The organism is Streptomyces phaeolivaceus (assembly GCF_009184865.1).
In the GTDB taxonomy this organism is placed as follows: Bacteria; Actinomycetota; Actinomycetes; order Streptomycetales; family Streptomycetaceae; genus Streptomyces; species Streptomyces phaeolivaceus.
On sequence record NZ_CP045096.1, the window covers coordinates 55277 to 73411 of the forward strand.

At 71.9% G+C, this 18135-nt stretch carries 18 protein-coding genes and 1 pseudogene; 11 read left to right on the forward strand and 8 right to left on the reverse strand.

Annotation, left to right across the window (positions count from 1 at the left end; translation table 11 throughout):
- Window positions 1–2 precede the first annotated feature (2 nt).
- Both F9278_RS00605 and F9278_RS00610 read right to left on the reverse strand, forming a co-directional pair.
- Complete coding sequence (locus tag F9278_RS00605) at window positions 3–1202, reverse strand: ABC transporter substrate-binding protein (RefSeq protein WP_152166483.1); 1200 nt, start codon at window positions 1200–1202, stop codon at window positions 3–5.
- Complete coding sequence (locus F9278_RS00610; RefSeq protein WP_193241327.1) at window positions 1199–2863, reverse strand: ATP-binding cassette domain-containing protein; 1665 nt, start codon at window positions 2861–2863, stop codon at window positions 1199–1201. Before F9278_RS00610 ends, F9278_RS00605 begins: the two co-directional genes overlap by 4 nt.
- A 112-nt stretch (window positions 2864–2975) precedes the next feature.
- On the opposite strand from F9278_RS00610, the gene F9278_RS00615 reads away from it, so the two are divergent.
- Window positions 2976–3761 carry an SDR family NAD(P)-dependent oxidoreductase gene (locus tag F9278_RS00615; RefSeq protein WP_152166485.1) on the forward strand — a complete coding sequence of 262 codons (786 nt, stop codon included), beginning with the start codon at window positions 2976–2978 and terminating at the stop codon, window positions 3759–3761.
- Window positions 3762–3825: 64 nt separating this feature from the next.
- Window positions 3826–4431, forward strand: coding sequence for a hypothetical protein (locus F9278_RS00620; protein ID WP_226966555.1), 606 nt, complete (start codon window positions 3826–3828; stop codon window positions 4429–4431).
- A 70-nt stretch (window positions 4432–4501) separates the two neighbouring features.
- Here the strand turns inward: F9278_RS00620 and F9278_RS00625 are convergent, their stop codons facing one another.
- Entirely contained in the window at window positions 4502–4795 is a 294-nt protein-coding gene (locus F9278_RS00625) for an antibiotic biosynthesis monooxygenase (protein ID WP_226966556.1), read from the reverse strand.
- A 31-nt stretch (window positions 4796–4826) separates the two neighbouring features.
- A complete protein-coding gene (locus F9278_RS00630; protein ID WP_152166486.1) occupies window positions 4827–5333 on the reverse strand; it encodes a cupin domain-containing protein in 507 nt (168 codons plus the stop codon).
- Between the two features lie 139 nt (window positions 5334–5472).
- Between F9278_RS00630 and F9278_RS00635 the strand changes: the two genes are divergently transcribed.
- The 9 genes and pseudogenes from F9278_RS00635 to F9278_RS00675 all read left to right on the forward strand — a co-directional run bounded on the left by F9278_RS00635 (window position 5473) and on the right by F9278_RS00675 (window position 13523).
- Window positions 5473–5907, forward strand: a complete 435-nt coding sequence (locus F9278_RS00635; RefSeq protein WP_152166487.1) for an RrF2 family transcriptional regulator — start codon at window positions 5473–5475, stop codon at window positions 5905–5907.
- Window positions 5904–6821: a DsbA family oxidoreductase gene (locus F9278_RS00640; protein WP_152166488.1), complete on the forward strand. Its 918-nt coding sequence runs from the start codon at window positions 5904–5906 to the stop codon at window positions 6819–6821. The genes F9278_RS00635 and F9278_RS00640 overlap by 4 nt, the downstream gene beginning before the upstream one ends.
- A 60-nt stretch (window positions 6822–6881) precedes the next feature.
- Window positions 6882–7118 (forward strand): annotated as a pseudogene (locus tag F9278_RS00645) (LLM class flavin-dependent oxidoreductase); the annotation flags it as partial.
- Between the two features lie 10 nt (window positions 7119–7128).
- Entirely contained in the window at window positions 7129–8910 is a 1782-nt protein-coding gene (locus F9278_RS00650) for an FAD-dependent oxidoreductase (protein WP_226966557.1), read from the forward strand.
- 27 nt (window positions 8911–8937) lie between these two features.
- Window positions 8938–9447 carry an LLM class flavin-dependent oxidoreductase gene (locus F9278_RS00655; protein WP_226966558.1) on the forward strand — a complete coding sequence of 170 codons (510 nt, stop codon included), beginning with the start codon at window positions 8938–8940 and terminating at the stop codon, window positions 9445–9447.
- The gene (locus tag F9278_RS00660; protein ID WP_152173610.1) at window positions 9444–10211 is read left to right on the forward strand and encodes an alpha/beta hydrolase; all 768 of its coding nucleotides are present in this window, start codon (window positions 9444–9446) and stop codon (window positions 10209–10211) included. Before F9278_RS00655 ends, F9278_RS00660 begins: the two co-directional genes overlap by 4 nt.
- Before the next feature lie 105 nt (window positions 10212–10316).
- Window positions 10317–10874, forward strand: coding sequence for an NADPH-dependent FMN reductase (gene ssuE, locus F9278_RS00665; protein WP_152166489.1), 558 nt, complete (start codon window positions 10317–10319; stop codon window positions 10872–10874).
- A 458-nt stretch (window positions 10875–11332) separates the two neighbouring features.
- Window positions 11333–12793 (forward strand): RICIN domain-containing protein, encoded by a 1461-nt coding sequence (locus F9278_RS00670; protein WP_152166490.1) that lies wholly within the window; start codon window positions 11333–11335, stop codon window positions 12791–12793.
- A gap of 34 nt (window positions 12794–12827) precedes the next feature.
- Window positions 12828–13523 carry a phosphotransferase family protein gene (locus F9278_RS00675; RefSeq protein ID WP_226966559.1) on the forward strand — a complete coding sequence of 232 codons (696 nt, stop codon included), beginning with the start codon at window positions 12828–12830 and terminating at the stop codon, window positions 13521–13523.
- Between the two features lie 57 nt (window positions 13524–13580).
- Here F9278_RS00675 and F9278_RS00680 read toward each other — a convergent pair whose 3' ends face one another.
- The 4 genes from F9278_RS00680 to F9278_RS00695 are packed head-to-tail and all read right to left on the reverse strand — an operon-like array spanning window position 13581 to window position 18067.
- Entirely contained in the window at window positions 13581–14819 is a 1239-nt protein-coding gene (locus F9278_RS00680) for an ABC transporter permease (RefSeq protein ID WP_152166492.1), read from the reverse strand.
- Complete coding sequence (locus tag F9278_RS00685; RefSeq protein ID WP_152166493.1) at window positions 14816–15595, reverse strand: ABC transporter ATP-binding protein; 780 nt, start codon at window positions 15593–15595, stop codon at window positions 14816–14818. The genes F9278_RS00680 and F9278_RS00685 overlap by 4 nt, the downstream gene beginning before the upstream one ends.
- A complete protein-coding gene (locus F9278_RS00690; protein ID WP_226966560.1) occupies window positions 15592–17145 on the reverse strand; it encodes a peptidoglycan-binding protein in 1554 nt (517 codons plus the stop codon). Before F9278_RS00690 ends, F9278_RS00685 begins: the two co-directional genes overlap by 4 nt.
- On the reverse strand, window positions 17138–18067 hold the full coding sequence (locus tag F9278_RS00695) for a hypothetical protein (protein ID WP_152166494.1): 930 nt from the start codon (window positions 18065–18067) through the stop codon (window positions 17138–17140). The genes F9278_RS00690 and F9278_RS00695 overlap by 8 nt, the downstream gene beginning before the upstream one ends.
- Window positions 18068–18135 lie beyond the last annotated feature (68 nt).

The window sequence follows — 18135 nt, forward strand, 5'->3', positions numbered from 1 at the left end:
GCTCAGTTCAGGCCGGCGAGGGACTTCAGGGGAACGGCGCCCTTGGCGGGCCAGACCTGCTGGATCTTGCCGTTCTCCCACTGCCCGATGAAGGACGGGGTGGTGCTCTTGTTGTCCTTGAACTTCACGGGGCCGAGCGCGGACGACATGTCGGTGGTCGCGAGGGCCTTGTTGATGGCGGCGGGGGTGGCGTCGCCGGACCGGGAGATGGCGTCCAGCAGGAGTTCGGTCTCGTGGTAGCCGAGTGCGACCGAGCCGAGGTCGTTGAGCGCCGGGTACTTCTTGGCGAACTTGTCGACGATCATCCGCGTGTCCGGGAGTCCGGCGGAGTCGGTCCAGTTGAGCTGGACGAGGGTGCCGTCGCCCAGCGCGCCGAGTGAACTCCAGCCGGGGGTCTGGGCGCACTGCAGGCCGATGGCGAGCTTCGGCTTGTACGCCAGTGCCTTCATCTGCTTCCACATCGCGAAGCAGTCCGGGGGTGTCATGTTGGCGATGAGTATCTGGGCACCGGTGGACCTGCCGGCCTGGATGACGTCGGAGAAGTCCGTGGTGCCGCCCGGCACCGCCTTGCTGGCGGCGACGGTGAATCCGGCCTTCTCGCCCAGTCCGCCCCACAGTTCGCCGGTGGCCTTGCCCTGGGCGTCGTTGGTGTTGACCATCAGGATCTTCTTGTTGGTCGACGCGGTGGCGGCGAGTTCGTAGAACTTGTCGGCGCCGTCGGCCAGGGACTGGAAGGAGTCCCAGGCGTATCCCTGGCCCGCGGGCAGCAGTTCGACCGGGAGGGCGCCCATCAGCAGGGGGGTCTTCAGCGCGTCGGCCTGGCCCTGCATGTCGATGTTCTGCTGGCAGCAGGAGCCCAGCAGGGCGACCGCGTGGTCGCTGAGCACCAGGGAGCGGACCTGCTGCACCATCGTGTTGGTGTCGCTGCGGTTGTCCAGCACGACCAGCTTGACCTTGCGCTTGACGCCGTCCACCGTGATCCCGCCGGCGGCGTTCGCCTTGTCGACGGCGAGTTGGTAGCCGTCCTTGACGGAGGTCAGCACCACAGCGCCGGACAGGGAGATGCTGGTGCCGATCACGATGGGGTCGTTGCTGCTCGTGCTGCCCGCGCTCGATGTGCTGTTGCCGGCGCAGCCGGTGGCGAGCAACGCGGCGCACACGGCGGCACAGGCCCAGCGCAGGGACGGTCTGACTGTTCTCATGAGGGTTCTCCAGTGGTGCGGGTGGGCGAGCCGGAGTACGTCGTGGGGGCGGTGGCGGAGGCGGCGGAGACAGCGGCCTCCGTCGTGGGGGCATCCGTGGTGGGGGCATCCGTGGCGGGGGCATCCGTGGCGGCGCCGAAGTACGCGGCGTCCAGGTCGGCGTCGTCGAGCAGGCCCTCCGGGCCGCCCCGGTAGGAGACGCGGCCCCGGGAGAGGACGACGGCGTGGTCGCAGATGCCGAGGGCGCGCTTGACGTTCTGCTCGACGAGCAGGATCGCCACGCCCTGGGCGTTGATCTCGGCGAGCGCCTGGTACAGCGCGTCGATGGCGACCGGGGCGAGGCCCAGTGAGATCTCGTCGCAGATCAGTACGGACGGGTCCGCCATGAGGGCGCGGCCCACGGCGAGCATCTGCTGCTGCCCACCGGACATCGTGCCCGCGCGCTGCCCGGCGCGTTCGGCGAGCACGGGGAACACGGTGTGCACCCGCTCCATCCGGGTGCCCACCTCGTCCCTGGGGAGGGAGAGCGGGGCGCCGAGTCGCAGGTTCTCGGCGACGGTGAGGTCGCCGAAGACGCGGCGGCCCTCCTGGCAGTAGGCGATGCCCAGGCGGGCCCGTTCGTGCACCGGCAGGTGGGTGATGTCCCGGCCGAACGCGGTGATGCGGCCGGTACGGGTGCCGACCGTCCCCATGAGGGTGCCGCAGAGCGTGGACTTCCCGGCGCCGTTCGCCCCCAGCACGGTGACGATCTGCCCGGGTGCGACGCGCAGCGAGAAGTCCCGCAGGGCCAGCATGTCGCCGTATCCGGAGCTGACGTTGTCCAGAACCAGTACGTCGTCGGTGTCGCGCGGCGCGGCTCCCGCAGACGTGTCCTGTTCTACGACCCCCTTGTCCTGAGAAGTGTCGCGAGGGCCGACTGCGGGAGCGCCGCTCCCCGAGGAGCCGCCGTCGCCGAGGTAGACCGCGCGCACCTCCTCGTCGAGGGCGATCTGCGCCGGTGTCCCTTCCGCTATCGGGCGCCCCCAGTTGAGTACCAGGACGCGGTCGACGATCTCGCGTACGACGCGTTCGATGTGCTCGACGAGGATCACGGTGGTGCCCAGTCCGTGCACCCGGCGGATCAGGTCGATCGCCTCGTCGAGTTCGCGGCCGACCAGTCCGGCCGCCACCTCGTCGAGCATGAGCACCTGGGGGCGGGTGGCCAGTGCGCGGGCGACCTCCAGCCGTTTCAGGTCCAGGACGCGCAGCGAGTCCGCGGGCCGGTCCGCCTTGGTGTCCAACTGGCACAGGGCCAGCAGGTCGGCCAGCTCGGGACCGCGCAGGGGCGGGCCGGCGGCCATGGCCCCGATCCGTACGTTGTCGCGGACGGTCAGGCCGTGGAAGGGCCTCGGTACCTGGTGGGCCAGGGCCACCCCCAGTCTGGTGATGCGGTGCGGCGGCAGCCGGTCCAGTCGGCGGTCGCCCAGGTGGATGGTCCCCGAGTCCTGGCGGTGCACCCCGGCTATCAGCTTGAGCAGGGTGCTCTTTCCGGCCCCGTTCGGACCGATGACCGCCACCGCCTCGGCACGGCGCACGGCGAGGTCCACACCGTCCAGCGCCGTCACCCCGCCGAAGTGTTTCCCCAGTCCCCGCACGGTCAGGGCGGTGTCCGAACTGTTCACCGTCGCGGCTCCTTCCCTGTCGTTGACCGACGTGTGGTCGCAGGCTAGTGTCCCCTCAAACGAAACGCCAGTCCTAAATAACAGGACTTCTGAGTAGTTAAGGAGTGGCCGAATGTCATTCGCCGGGCTTGCCGGACGCGTGGCGCTGGTCACCGGCGCCGGAAGCGGGATCGGGGCGGCCACCGCACGGCGCCTCGCGGCCGAGGGCTGCTCGGTCGCCCTCGTCGACCGCGACGAGGACGCCGTGTCCGCCGTCGCCGCCGGGTGCGGGCGGGGAGCACTCGCGCTCACCGCCGATGTCTCGGAGGAGGCCGACGCGGCGGAGTACCTCCGGGCCGCCGTCGCCCGCTTCGGCCGCGTCGATCTGTTCCACCTCAACGCGGGGATCCCCGGCCCCTTCGGTACGTTCGCCGACGTCGACGTGGCGGACTACGACCGGGTCGTGGCGGTCAACCAGCGTGGCGTCCTGCTCGGCCTGCGCGACGCGCTGCGGCACTTCCGCGCCACCGCCCGCCCCGGCGCGGTCGTCGTCACCAGCTCCCTCGCCGGGTTGCGGGCGAGCGCCGCGATCGTGCCGTACACGGCGAGCAAGCACGCGGTGATCGGCCTGGCCCGCAGCGCCGCGATCGAGGGAGCCCCGCTCGGGGTCCGGGTGAACGTCGTCGCGCCCGGCCTGATCGAGACGCCGATGCAGTCACCTCTCGCCGAAGCGCTGGGCGGCGAGCCGGTCGTCGCCGCGCTGCGCGCGCACAGCCCGCTCGGGCGCATGGGCACGGCCGACGAGGTCGCCGCCCTGGTCGCCTTCCTGCTGAGCGACGAGGCGCCGTACATCACCGGCGCCGTCCACGTCATCGACGGCGGCGTCGACGCCAGCGACCCCATGCAGATCCGCCTCTGAAGCACCCGGCTGAACCACCTGGTTGGAGCACCGGCCCGCACCACTCGGCTCGAAAGGCACTCCCATGAACATGTTCGACGTACGCGACGTCGTCAAAGAGCCCGACGCCCTCCTCGCCGTCACGGAGAACCCGCGCCACCGGGCGATCCTGCTGAACTTCCGCAGGCACGCGCTGCTGGAGGTCTCCGGTCGCTGGCAGGAGATCCTCGTGCCGGAGATGGTCGTCGACGAGCCCCTGTACCGCATCAACGAGAACGGCGCGTCGTTCCAGCTGCGCGGCATGACTGAGATCGGCGCGTTCTACGCGGGCCTGACCGACGCCCGCGCGAACGTCTTCGGCCCGATCACCGACCATGTGGCCGTCGCGGACTGGGGCCTGGCCATCGAGTCCTTCTTCGGCCACCACCTCCCCGGCCGGGTCCTGGCCGAGCAGGGCGAGGACATCGACGACCCGGACGCCTACTACCAACTCACCCACTACATGGCGTCGTTCTGGCCGTACGACGCGGACTGCCGGTTGATCGGCGAGCACATCTACGAGGACACCGGCAGCCGCCGCATCGAGAAGATGGACCCGGCGGACGTCATCACCCCGGAGCGGGCCCGCGAATTGCTGACTCCCCTGTTCGACGCCGCCCCGCCCGGCCCCGACCCGGCCCGGCAGAGGTGAGCACCGACATCTCCTGACGGCCGGGGCACGACGCGGACCGCCGGGGCAGCGGCCTCGGTCCCGGAGCGGTTCACAGAGACGCGCGCACGAAGTGCCGTACCTGGAGCGGCTGGAGAAGGTAGTCGTCCTCGCCCGGCAGCACCACGGGTTGGTCACGCCAGTGCTCGCCGGCGTAGTCGACCAGGTCCTCCTCGGTGCGCCAACGACTCACGTACAGCAGCGAGTCGGGGGGCGCGAGGAGTACCTCGTGGTCCACCAGGCCTGGATAGCGGCCGGGGAACTCACGCACCGCTGAGACGATCACGTCGCGGAACGCCGCGAAGCGTTCAGGGCGTACGCGTGCCTCGCTCACTCTGATGATCACGGCTGCCAGAGTGGCACACAGGCGGCGGCGCTCACACCTCTCCGGCCCGGAGCGCGTACAGCTGCGGGAGGTTGACCACGATCGCCTCCTGGGTGCTGCGGGCGATGACGACCACCGCCTCCTCGACGGGGTCGGGGTTCTCCTCGCGGTGGGGGACGAACGGGGGGACGAAGATGTAGTCGCCCGGGGAGGTGCGCAGGCGGATCTCCTCCGGCTGGGGGCCCGAGTCGTCCAGGAAGACGAACTCGGGGTGTCCGCTGACGATGTAGATGGCGGTCTCGGACTCGCCGTGGTGGTGGTCGGAGGAGGAGGTGGACGGGGCGACATGGGTCTGGCCCATCCAGAGTTTCTCGGAGCCGACCGTCCGGCCGCTGACCGCGGCGAAGCGGCGCATGCCCCCGGTCTGGGCGGTGTCACCGTCGAGCGCGTCGGCGCGGATGTGGTGCAGCCGGGTGCGCAGGGGTGATCCCGGCCGCGTCGCGGTGTCGTGGAGGTGGGGGTGGAAACCTTCGCCGGGGGTCGTCAACGGCTCGCTCATGGGTCGGGACGCTAGAGCCGCCCCGAAAAGGATGTCAAGAGGTGTCCATTGCGCTTCACCTGCGGCAATGTTGCCGCAATGGTGAAGGGGAAGCCACCAACCCGCTCTCCTCGGGCCGCTCGTCGGGCATTATGTGCGCATGCATATCTCCGCGAAGGCGGACTACGCCACGCGGGCCCTTCTGGAGCTCGCCCGCGATCCTGCCCACCCCCTCACATGCGAGGCCATCGCCTCCTCGCAGCAGGTTCCGTTCCGTTTCCTGAAGTCCGTGGTCGGCGAACTGCGGAAGGCCGGTCTGGTGCGCAGCCAGCGCGGCTGCGAGGGCGGGTACTGGCTCGGCCGGCCCGCCGACGAGATCACGCTCCTGGATGTGGCGCGTGCCGTGGACGGTGAGTTGATCACCCTGCGGGGCGAGTCGCTGGCCGGGCTCGACTATCCGGGACCCGCCTCCGGCCTGCCCGAGGTGTGGCGGCGGATCGAGGAGGAGGCCGCCGCGATCCTGGGCGGGACAACGCTCACCACTCTGTTGCACGACGAGATGGCCGGCCCGTCGAGCCGGAAGGGAGCGGCGTGACGGTCGTATCGGACGGCACCGCGGTGGAGGTGGTGGAGTACACCGACCCGCTGTGCCCCTGGTCCTGGGGCGCGGAGCCGGTCCTGCGCAAGTTGCGTGCGGCGCTGGCGGACCGGGTGCGCTGGCGTCGCGTGTACTGCGTCATGTTCGACCAGTACGACGACCCGGCGCCCGACCCCGCCGCCGAGACGGCCTGGTACTCCCGCTACGTCGAGGACATCAGCGGTCATACGCGCGCGCCGAGGGCGGTCGATCTGAGCCGGGTGGCGGCGAGTTCGTGGCCGGCCTCGCTCGTCGCCAAGGCCGCCGAATCGCAGGGCGCCGACGTGGCCGAGCGGGTGCTGCGCCGGCTGCGGGAGACCGTCTTCGTCCTCGGGGATCCGGCCGACACCCCGGCGCTCGCGCTGTCGGCCGTACGGGGCGTGCCGGGGCTCGACCTGGAGCGGCTGGCGGCCGACGCCGCGTCGGCCGCCGTACTCGAACGTGTGCGTGCCGATCACGGCGAGGCGCGTCGGCCGGTCGCCGAGGTGCTGTCCGTGCCCGCCGGGTCTCCGCATCCCGGGGCCGCCAAGGAGACGCCCGACGGCGGACACCGGTACGCGCTGCCGACGGTGCTGGTGCGTTCGGCGGCCGGGGTGCGCGCGGTGCCGGGCTGGCGGCCGTACGACGTGTACGCCCGCGCCGTCGACGAGTTGGCGCCCGGTCCCGTGTCGGCCCCGGTGACGCCGGACGCGGCGGAGGCGCTCGCGCGGTACCGGAGCCTGACCGAACCGGAGCGCGAGTTCCTGACCCACGGCCCGTGGCCGCCCCCGGGGGCCGTGCGTGTGGAGACCGGCAACGGCCCCGTGTGGCTGCATCCCGAGGAGGCCGTGACGCATCCGGCCACCCGGCGCGGTACCCCCACCGCGCGCTGACAAGCCTCTGATCAGCGGTCAGGGGCCGTACCGTAGCCGTCCCGCCCAATGAGACACCACCCGCGGACCGTGGCCGACAGCATCCAGCAGTGGTTCGAGGCCGGCGCCTTCGACGGCATCAACCTCGCCTTCCGTACCGAGGAGGAGCTGAACTACTTCGTCGACGGTGTCGTCCCGCTCCTCCAGAAGCGCGGGCTGTTCCGCACCGAGTACACGTCCGACACCCTGCGCGGCAACCTCGGCCTGCCGATCCCCGCCAACCGGCACACTCGCGAGCCTCGGCTCGTGAGCGACTGAGGGCCGCCGCATGAGTGAGCTGTCGTCCGTGGTCGAACCGTCGGTGGCCGACCTCTCGGTCACAGGCGGCCGTGACGTGCACACCGTCCGCTTCCCGTCCGCCACTCCCCCGGCGGCGGTGGACGTACTGATCGTCGGCGCGGGCCCGGTGGGCCTGGCGGCGGCGGTCGAGCTGACCTCGCGCGGGGTCGGGGTCGCCGTCGTCGAGCGTGCCCGCACCGCGAGTCTGGTGCGGGCGGGGGCGATGGGCCACACCCCGCGTGTGGTGGAGCATCTGAGGCGCTGGCGACTGCTCCAGCGCGTCCGCGATGCCTGGACCTATCCGCCGGAGTGGCACCAGGGCACCAAGCTGGTCACCTCCCTCGTCGGACACGAACTGGTGTCCGCACCCCGCCCGTCCTTCACCGACCGGGGCAGCCGCCTCGGCCACTCCTCCGACGAGGCCCTGCGCCGGCCGCAGACCGTCTTCCAGCAGGTCTTCCTCGACCATCTGGCCGAGCAGCGCGTGAGCGTGGCCGGCGGCTGGGACCTGACGGCGCTGCGCGAGGACGCCGAGGGGATCACCGCCGAGGTCGTCGACACCGACCTGGGGGCGTCCCGTACCGTCCGCGCCGCCTACGTCCTCGGCACGGACGGAGGCAGCAGCACCACCCGGCGGCTGGCCGGCATCGGCCGGGAAGGGGAGCACGCCACCGAGAAGCGGCTGCGTCTGGTCGTACGCACCGGAGACATCGCCGGGCGGGTCGGTCCCGCGCCGAGCGCCACCAACATCGTCGTCAACGCCGAGGCCTCGGGCTTCCTGGCCGCCATCAGCTCCCGTGAGTGGCGGGTGTACGCCGGTCCCTACCCGCTCGAACACGAGCCGACCGAGGAGGAGTTGCTGACGGTGGCGCGGGCGGCGTTCGGGTTCGACGCCGACCTCGAACTGGCGTCGGCGACGACCTTCTACCACGCGACCCGGATCGCCGAGACCTTCCGCCGGGGACGCGTGCTGCTCGCCGGGGACGCCGCCCATGTGCGCACGCCCGGCGGCAACTTGGGCGAGGGCATCGGCGATGTGGCCAACCTGGGCTGGAAGTTGGCCGCCGTCATCGGCGGCCACGCCCCGGAGTCCCTCCTCGACACCTACGGCCAGGAGCGCCGCCCGCACAACCGGCGGGTCGCCGACCACTCCCTGGAACGGTCCCGCCGTACGCAGGACACCCTCGCGGAGATCCGGGCCGGCGGCATCCCCGACGACGCGGACCGCAGCGCCGGGGCGGATCGGCGCCGTACGGAGATCGCCTCGCGGCTGCGCGAGGACCGCTTCGGCTACGACGGGGTTGCCTTCGACGAGCGGTACGACGCCTCGGTGGCCGTCTGGTACGAAGCGGGGCAGCTCGACGACGAACCGCCCTGGCGGGCCGACGTCTACGAGGACGACCCGCGTCCCGGCCACCGCGCACCGGACGGTCCCGTCGACCCGGGTGGTGGCACGCTCTACGACCGCCTGGGCACGTCCTTCGGCCTGCTGGTCCTCACCGAGGACCGGACGGTCGAGGAGGATTTCACCGCCGAGGCCGCCGCGCGCGGCCTGCCCTTCACGGTCGTCCACCTCACCGACGCGGCGGCCCGCGCCGTGTACGGCACCGCCAACGTCCTGATCCGCCCCGACCAGCACGTCGTCTGGCGCGGTGCGCGACTGCCCGAGGGCGGTGCCGCCGAGGTGCTGGACCTGGTGCTGGGGCATGCCGGTGCGGAGGCCGCGTACTCCGGCGTACTCACGGCGGGCGCGGCCACGACCGCCGCCTGACAGCGCGACACGAGAGGCGTACCAGCCATGTCGATCGAGAGACCACGCCTCCGGCTCGGTTTCCTCACCCGTGCCCAAGGGCGCGACGGCGACATCGCCCGCACCTACCGCAACGCACAGGGCCTCTTCGTCGCCGCCGACGAACTCGGGTTCGACATCGGATGGGTCGCCCAGCACCACGTCCCCCTCGGGGGCGGCGGACCGTCCTCGCCGTGGACCTTCCTCGCGCACGCCGCCGCGCGCACGACCCGGATCAGGCTCGGCACCGCCGTGACCGTGCCGCAGCCAACCGCGAGGTGCGTACGCCGGGGTTCCGGATCCAGCCCGAGGCCGGCGACTTCGACGACCGTGTCTGGCAAGGCGTGTTCAGCTCGCCAGGGGCCGCGTACGGCTTCGACGCCCCCACCGACGGGGGGCAGCGCCCCGGGGCCGACGCCTGTCTCGACGCCTGGGACCGGCCGCGCCGCCCGCGCCACGAACCCCCAACCACGAACCCGCATCCGCATCCGCATCCGCATCCGCAGGAGTGTGAAATGACCGATCACAGCGACTACTTCGGCCCCGAGGGCCTCCTTGTCCGGGGCACCGTCATCGTGGTGCCGGGGCGCGGCGAGACCCAGGGAACCTACACCCGCTTCGGCAAGCGGCTCGCCGCCGACGCCTACCGCGTCCGGGTGGTCGACGCCCCGGTCCTCGAACAGGCGTATCCCGACGCCTCGTTGACCGCGTTCGCGTCCCGTCTCGCCGACGCCGTCGAGGGCACCGCGCCCGAGGACGGTGTCGCCCGGCCCGTCGTCCTGGTCGGAGCCGACTCGGGAGCCGCCGCCGTCGCCGCGCTCCTCGGCCGGGCCGACGTACCGGCCGCGCTGCGGCCCGACGCCGTGGTCCTCGCCGGTCTGCCCGGTCGCGCCGCCTACGCCGGCGCCACCTGGGACGACGAACTCGACGTCCGCACCTCCTGCCCGACCCACCGCGGCGCGCTCACCCGGGACCCCGAGGTCCGGCGGGGCACCCTGGCCGACGCGGTCCCCGACGCCGTACTGACCGCCTTGGACGAGGGCGCGGTCGACATCCCCGTACTGCTCCTGGCCGGTGGCGCCGATCCGCTCGCCGACCACGAGGCACTGGAGCGCGCGGCCAAGTCCCTGTCGAGGGCCCGCCTTTCGGTCGTCCACGGCGCCCATCACGACGTGCTCAACGACCTCCAGCACCGCTCGGTGGCCGCCGAGGTCGTCTCCTTCCTCGAAACACTCCGCAACGAACTGCGGCCACTGATCTCCGTGCGGTCGAGCGCCTGGTGAGTGCCCGGCGAGCACCCGGTGAGCAGCCGGTGACCACCAGCAGCAGCACGAGTTGTCCACGACCCCCTCGACGTATCTGAACCCCACTCCCCGGAAGGCTCTCCCATGGCCGCCGTCCTGTCCGTCTCCGGAAGCCCCTCCCCCACCTCCCGCACCTCACGTCTGCTGCGCCATCTCGACGAACGGCTCCGACAGCAGGGCCATGACGTGACCCCGTTCGACGTCCGTACGGTGCCCGCCGAGGCCCTGCTCGGCGCGGACTTCAAGCATCCGGCGATCATCGCCGCCACCGATCTCTTCGCCCGTGCGGACGGGGTGGTGATCGGCACGCCCGTGTACAAGGCCTCCTACTCGGGCCTGCTGAAGTCGCTGCTCGACCTGCTCCCGCAGTACGCCCTCGCCGGTAAGACGGTGCTGCCGCTGGCCACCGGGGGCAGCACGGCCCATGTCCTCGCCATCGACTACGCGTTGCGGCCCGTGCTGAGTTCCATGGGGGCGTCCCACATCGTGCCCGGCTGGTTCACCCTGGACAGGGACATCGCCACCGACGACCACGGCACACCGGTCGTCGCGCCCGCTGCCGCCGAGGCACTGGAGCAGGTCACGGACCACTTCTCCGCCGCGTTGGGCGGACGAATCGGCGCACTCCGCCGCACGGCATGAGTCGGGTGTCGCCGTGAGTCGTCCCCGGCTCGGTCGCGATCACGGTGGCCGTGCGGACCGAGCCGGACAAGCGGGTCCGGCTCGGCGAGTTCACCTGGTGCGAGGACGGTTCCGCCTGGGAAGGCCGATCGCTTTCTCTTTCGTCCCGGTGCCCCTTGTTGGACATCTGGCCTGTGTGACAGGGTGGTTCACACCCGAAACATTCCGTGACAGGTTTATCGGCTCGCACAGGTCATGCGTTGCCCGCTCCCCCACAAGGCGGTCGCGCGGCATGCCCCAGGCGGTCACCAGCTGAACATCTCTCTCCGCACGGCCACAGCCAGGTCCGCGCTGCCGCCGTTCCCGCATCGGCCCGGGATGAGGCTGCCAGTGCGGCCCTGGGAGAAGGAAAGCCCCCTGTGCCTTTCGCTCACCCGCTTCCCGCAAGCCCGGCCCCCGACCCCGAGACCGCTCCGGGGATGTCCGACGACGCCCTGGTCGCCGCGCTGAGAATGTCCCGGACCGTCCAGGGCACAACCCCAGTCGCGGCGTTGATGGCGCGACACGGACCGTCGGTCACCGACTATGCGGAGATCTGCGCCTTCGGTTCACCCGCGCTGTCGCGCGCACTCGCCGCCTCGGCGTTTCGCCATGTGATACGGGACCTCCAGAAGGCCGGACCCACCGACGCCCTGCGCCCTCGCCTCCTCGTCGCCGTGCGCGACGCCGCCCGTGCGCGCGCCCAGAGCACCGGCACCGCCTCGGGGCCGTCGTACGACCAGGCCGGAACCGCCGACAGGGACAAGCCACCCCCACACTCGATCGCCGAGGACCGGCACCTGACCCACACCGCCTTTCTGCGGCTCCCGAGGAGCACCCAGTACCTTCTGTGGCACCTGGAGGTAGAAGCCGAGTCGTCGGCCGTCCCCGCGGCCTTGCTCGGTTTCGAAGAGGACATACCGCCCTTCGAGTTGGACCGGGCGCGGGAGCAACTGCGCTCAGCGCTCCTGCGTACGCATGTCGAGAACGCGGTCGGGAGAGAGTGCCGGGACTACAGCCGCCTCCTCGACGCACCCGCGCTCGGTTCCACGCTGCCCGAGGTGCAACTGCATCTGGATCAGTGCTCCTACTGCCGACACACCGCCGAACAGCTCAGGCTCTGCGCCACGAAACCGGGTGTGCTGCTGGCGGAGGCGCTCCTCGGCGAGAGCGCACATCCCTATCTGGCCGCCTGCCGGACACGCCCGTCGCGGAGAGCGTCCGTGGCCGCGGCAGCCGAGAGAGCCGACGCCCGCCACCCGGACGCCCCGCAGACGCCACAAAGACCGGCCCGGCAGGGAAAAACCGGTACCACCCGCAAGGGCACGAAGATCCTCATCGCCGGGATCGCCGCCGGCTCGGCCGCTGTCGCGGCAGCACTCGTCGTGACCGGCACTTCGTCCGACAACACCGCACCGCCTCCTGCGACACAGCTGCCCACGCCCACGCCGTCCCCCTCTTCCCCCGCGACCGCGACCGCCCTCCCTGTCGCCCCGGAGAGCGGCCGACTGCGCAACGCCGCCGCCGACCTGTGCCTGGACGTCCGTGGAACACCGCCCGCGCGCGGCGCGGAGGTCACCCTCTCCGCCTGCTCGACCGCCAGTACCCAGCGGTGGACCTACCTCGACGACGGACTCCTGAGCAATCTCGCCGAACCGGATCTGTGCCTGGACGCCGGAGGGGACGACGAGATCCTGGATCTGGAGCTCTGCGACTCCGCGGGCGACCTCTCGTTCGGCCTCCGCTTCGAGCTGAGCGCCGAAGGAGAACTCCTCACACGCGACGAGAGAAACCTCGTGATAGCCCCCGCCTCACCCGAGGCCGGCACCGTCCTGGTCCCCAGCCCCCGGAACGGAGACGCGGAACAGCGATGGCTGGTCGAGCCGATCGGGGATGGATGAGTCGTCCCTGCCTGGTGGCTCTGTCAATCACGTCGTGCGTGTCGGTGCCACGGTGCGTCGGCCCGGGTCGGCCGGTACGGAGTTCGTCGGCGACCTGCTGAGGATGCTTGAGGCCGACGACCGGCCAGGTGCACCGCGCTACCGAGGCATCGACGAGAAGGGCCGGGAGGTCCTCACCTACGTCGACGGACATGTGGCCTGGGAGCCGCGGCAGCCGCCGGCCGTGTACTCCGACGAGAGTCCGCTTCGGGTCACGGAGCTTGTGCGGGAGTTCCACGACCTGACGGCAGGCACGGCACTGGCCGGATCGCATGAGGTCGTATGCCACAACGACCTCGCGCCCAAGAACACGGTCTGTCGCCCCGTAAGCGGCGCCCTGCGCCCGGTGGCCTTCATCGACTGGGACCTGGCAGCCCCGGGCGCGCGTATCCACGATGTCGCCCACGCGTGTTGGCAGTACCTCGGACTCGGGCCGCGCGTCGACGACACCTCCGAGGCCGCGCGCCGGTTGAGGTTGATCGCTGACGGTTATCGGCTCGCTGACCGGCGTGCGCTCGTCTCCACGATCTTGTGGTGGCAGGACAGATGCCGGCGCGGCATCGAGGCCGCCGCTGACTCCGGAGACCTCGCGATGATCCGTCTCCGTGACGCCGGGGCGGTGACAGAGGTGCGGGAGGCCTCTCAGTGGGTCGCCGATCACCGGCTCGCCTTGGAGCGTGCCTTGCGCTGACCGACCGGGTGCCGGCCCTCTCGCGCACAAGAACTGGTCACCGAGACGCCCTCGGCTCTACCTTCGCAGCGCTTCGGCGGGTTCGACGCGGGAGGCCCGCCAGGCCGGGTAGAGGCCCGCCAGTACGCCGGTGACGAGGCCGATGAGAGGGGCCGCGGCCACGGTGCCGGGGTGGATGACGGCCGTCCAGTTCCGTACGACGGCGACCGTCAGCACGGTGAGTACCCCGAGCGAGGTGCCGACCAGCCCGCCCAGCATGCCCAGCGCCCCGGACTCCGCGAGGAACTGGCCCAGGATGTGCCGCCCCCGCGCCCCCAGCGAGCGGCGCAGACCGATCTCCCCGGTGCGTTCCAGTACGGCGACGAGCGTGGTGTTGGCGATGCCCACGGCCCCGATGACCAGGCAGATCGCGGCGAGGACCAGGAAGAGCTGGTCCAGGTCGGACGTGACCGACGTACGCAGGGATTTCGGGTCGGGCGGCGGTACGGCCCTGAAGTGGCCCGGCACGTCCGGGCGCAGGGCGAGCGGGGCCTCCTCGGCGATCTGCACGGCCGCGCCGACCCGCGTGGAGATCAGCATCCCGGCGCGGTTCTGGGCGGGCGGCCCCCACAGCTCGGCCGCGGTGGTGCGCGGCACGACCACGGAGAGCAGCAGATCCGCCTTGCGTTCCACGTCCGCGACGATGCCCACGACCGTGAAGGGGACCTCACCGATGAAGACGGCGGGGCGGGTGTCCAGGGTGGTGATGCCGAGCCGGGCCGCCGTGCCCGTGCCGATCACGGCGACCCGCTGCCGCTCCCGGTCGTGCCAGGAGTCGAAGACCCTGCCCTGTCCGACGGTGGCCCGTGCCGCCCTGAGCACACCGGAGGACGCGGCGAGGACCGGGATCTCGTCGCCCCGCGCCCCGTCCCCGACCGGAGCGGCACGCACCCGGCGGGCGGCGGGGGCGTCGACGGTCCAGTAGACGCCGGCGGCCTCGACCCCGCCCAGCCGCTCGATCCTGCGGTCGGCGTCGTCCGGGAAGGAGAGGGCTGCTTTCACGGGGGCGTCGCCGCCGGTGTCCTCGACGGTCACCTCGGTCGCGGTCAGGGAGTTGAAGCGGGAGTCGATCTGTGAGGAGGCCGTCGCGGTCAGCCCGAGGATCGCCACGAAGGTACCGACACCGAGCACGGTTCCGAGCGCGGTGAGCGCGGACCGCCCGGGGCGCTGGAGCACACCGGCGACGGCTTCGGAGAGGAGGTCGCGAAGCGAGAGCCGGGAGCGGTCGACGACCCGACCGGCGGGGGTGGTGGTCATGCCGGGGCTCCTCGTTCCTGGCTCGCCGGCTCCTGGCTCGCCGGCTCCTCGCTGAGCACTCCGTCCCGGATGGTGACGGTGCGTCTTCCCCGGGCGGCGACGGCGGGATCGTGGGTGATCACCACGAGGGTCATCCCGTCGTGGTGCAGCGCGTCGAGGAGGCGGAGCACGGACTCGGCGGTCGCGGTGTCCAGGCTGCCGGTGGGTTCGTCACAGAGCAGGAGCGAGGGGCGGGCGACGAGGGCGCGGGCGATGGCCACGCGCTGGCGTTCACCACCCGAGAGCCGTGTGGGCGGCGCATCGGCGCGCGGACCGAGCCCGACCCGTTCCAACGCCTCCCGCGCACGCGCCGCCCGAGCCGCTCGCCGTAGACGGCCGCCGTACATCATCGCCAACTCGACGTTCTCGCGTGCGCTGCGGTGGGCGAGGAGGTGGAAGGACTGGAAGACGAAACCGATGCGCCGGCCCCGCAGCGCCGTGCGCTCGGCGTCCTTCAGCGCACCGGTGTCATGACCGTCCAGCAGACACACGCCCGTGGTGGGGGTGTCGAGCAACCCCGCGATATTGAGGAACGTCGACTTCCCCGAGCCGGAGGGCCCGACGACGGTGACGTACTCACCCCGTTCCACCCGCAGATCACATGGCTTGAGGGCTTCCACCGGGGGCGGGCCGGGGTAGGTGAGCGCGGCACCGCGGAGTTCGAGCACGGGAGTGGGGGGCGCATCGGCCTCGGGCGGAGCGGTGGTGGGCTGGTTCGCGCCCACGGGTTCCGTCATCCCCCGTTCTCCCCGGCCCCGTCGCCGCCCGTCTCCCCGCCCGCCGTCCCGCCCGCCGTCCCGCCCGTCGCGCCACCCGTCGCCCCACCGGTGTCACCGGTGGCACCGACGATCACGCGGTCGCCCTCGCGGAGGGACGCTCGGCCGACGGGGCGTACGGCGACGAAGCCGTTGCCCGTGGTGCCGGTCGTCACCTCCGTACGGCGGTGGCCGCCGCCGGGTCCGTACACCGTGACGACCGCCTTGCCGTCGGCGCCCGAGGAGATCGCACTCACCGGTACGATCAGCACCATTTCCTTGGAGGAGCCCGCGGTCACGGTGAGCCGGACGTCCTCACCTGCGAGCTTCGCGGGAAGCTTCTTCGTGGGGTCGACCAGCACGACATAGCCGCCTCCACTTCCCTCGCCCGAGCCGCCGTCCCCGGAGTCCTGGCTGTCGCCGGTGTTCTGGTCGGGCTGTTCGGACACGGTGGTGACGGTGCCGTCGGCCGTCGTGCCGGTGGCCTCGGAGAGGATCTCCACCTGCTGCCCGGCCCGGACGAGTGCGCGTTGCTCGGGTCCGAGCGCGCCCTGGACGACCAGGTCGCCGGAGGACACGGTGAGGAGTTCGGTGCCGGGCCCGGCCTCGGTGCCGACCCGGGTGCCCAGTCGGTCGACCCGGGCGGGGAGGCTGCGCAGGAAGACCACCTCGGCGGCGGGCAGCATGGGCCCGTCGATCGCCTCCAGCGCGGCGCGTTCGGCCCTGGCCGCGGCCAGGTCCTCGGCGGCGCGGCTCTTGGCCTTGCCTTTCGGGGCGTCCTCCCAGGCGCGCTCGGCCTGGGTCACCGTGCGTTCGGCGGCGGTCAGCGCGGCGCCGCCGTCGGCTGTGGCGGGCAGGGGGTCGTAGCCCCGGGAGGCGTAGAAGGCGGTGAGGGCCCGTTTGGTCCCGGCGCCGAACGTGCCCTTCGTGTCGGGGCCGGTGGTGTGGCCGAGGCGGGCGAGTGCCTGTTGGAGTTGGGTGACGTCCGCGCCGTGGGCGCCGGGCTTCAGATCGCGGTAGGCGGGGAGGGTGCCTTGCAGGGCGAAGAGGGGGCGTCCGGAGATCTCGATCAGGTTCGAGCCCGCCTTGACGCCGACGCCCTCCCGGAGCGGGGTCCTGGTGACCACCGCGCGTACGGCGTCCCCGCCGCCCGCCGAGAGGGCCGCGATCTCGACGGTCTGGTCGGCCCGTACCGTGCCGCGCAGCACGACGGAGTCCTTGAGCACCCGGTACTCGACCGGGGCGGTCAGCACATCGGCCGGGGGTGGCGCCTCCGAAGCGGCCCGTTCCGCCGGGGACTTGACCAGTCCGGCCGCCCCGATGCCGCCGGCCGACAGCACCACGGCCGTCGCGACGACGGTGATCAGCAGAGTCCGCCGCCGCACCACCACGGCCCGCGCACCCACCGTCTCCACCGACGTTCCGTCCGACCCGCCAATGGATGCCTCCCGGGACGAGGGCTTCTCCCGGGACGAGGACTCCTCGTCCCCGGACTCCCCCTGGGACTGCTCGCCCTCGCGCCTCTCAGGCACCGCTGCCCGCCAGTCGTCCCGAGTTGCGGAGGACGGCGTCGACCGTGTGTTTCACGTCGGCCATGCGTTCGGCGTTCTTCTCGATGTACTGCTTCTCGTACGCGGCCTGTACGGCCCACCACACGCCGACGACGTTGGTCCTCCGCTTGCAGTCGACGTCCGCCTTGGCCACCTGGATCTCCGCCCCGCCCGCCGGGGCCGGGGTCTTCCAGCGGTCGTCGTCGTTGGCCTGCATCGGGTCGTCGTAGTCATAGCCCGACTTGTCCATACAGGTGCTCCACTCCGCGAAGACGTCCCGTACGCGTTCGTCGGCGTCCACGCGGGCTCGGATCGCCACCCGCTCGTTGGGCAGCTTCATGAACGTGGCGGTGCCGTCCTCGCCGAGGGTCGCGCGGTTCGCCTCTCCCTGGCAGCCGCCCTTCGGGACGCGCTCGCCCGCGACCTGCTTGCCGGCGTTGCTGCCGGCCAGGACCGCGCGCTCCGCCGCCGTCGGGGTGGTGTCCTCCCCGCTGCCCTCGTCGTTCCCGCCGGAGGGAGTCCGGTCGGGCGCCCGATACCCGGACGCTGCCGCCGAGTTCGCGTCGACGAGGAAGTAGTAGCGGGTCTTGTCGGGGCGCAGATCGGGCACCTTCTCGGGGTCGAGCACCACGTCCAGGGCCCGGAAGTCGAAGCCGAACCGGGACATGCACTCCCGGATCAGCAGCCGCTGTGCCTTGAGATAGGACTGGTACTGCTCCTTGGTGAGGACATAGGCGTCCAGCGGCAGATCGGGGATGTCGGCGCTGCCGCGCACCCGCGGTACCTCGCCGAGTTCCGGCGCGGACGCGCCCGACGCGTCGCCGTCCGCAGAGCAGCCCGACACGAGAGCGGCGGCGGCCAGGGCCAGGGCCGGCAGCGTGACAGGGAACCGAATCCGGCTCATGGGTGGTCCGAACCTCCGGGTGGGGGGAACCTTCTGGGAGACTTCCGTCCAGTGGCGCCGGCGGATTC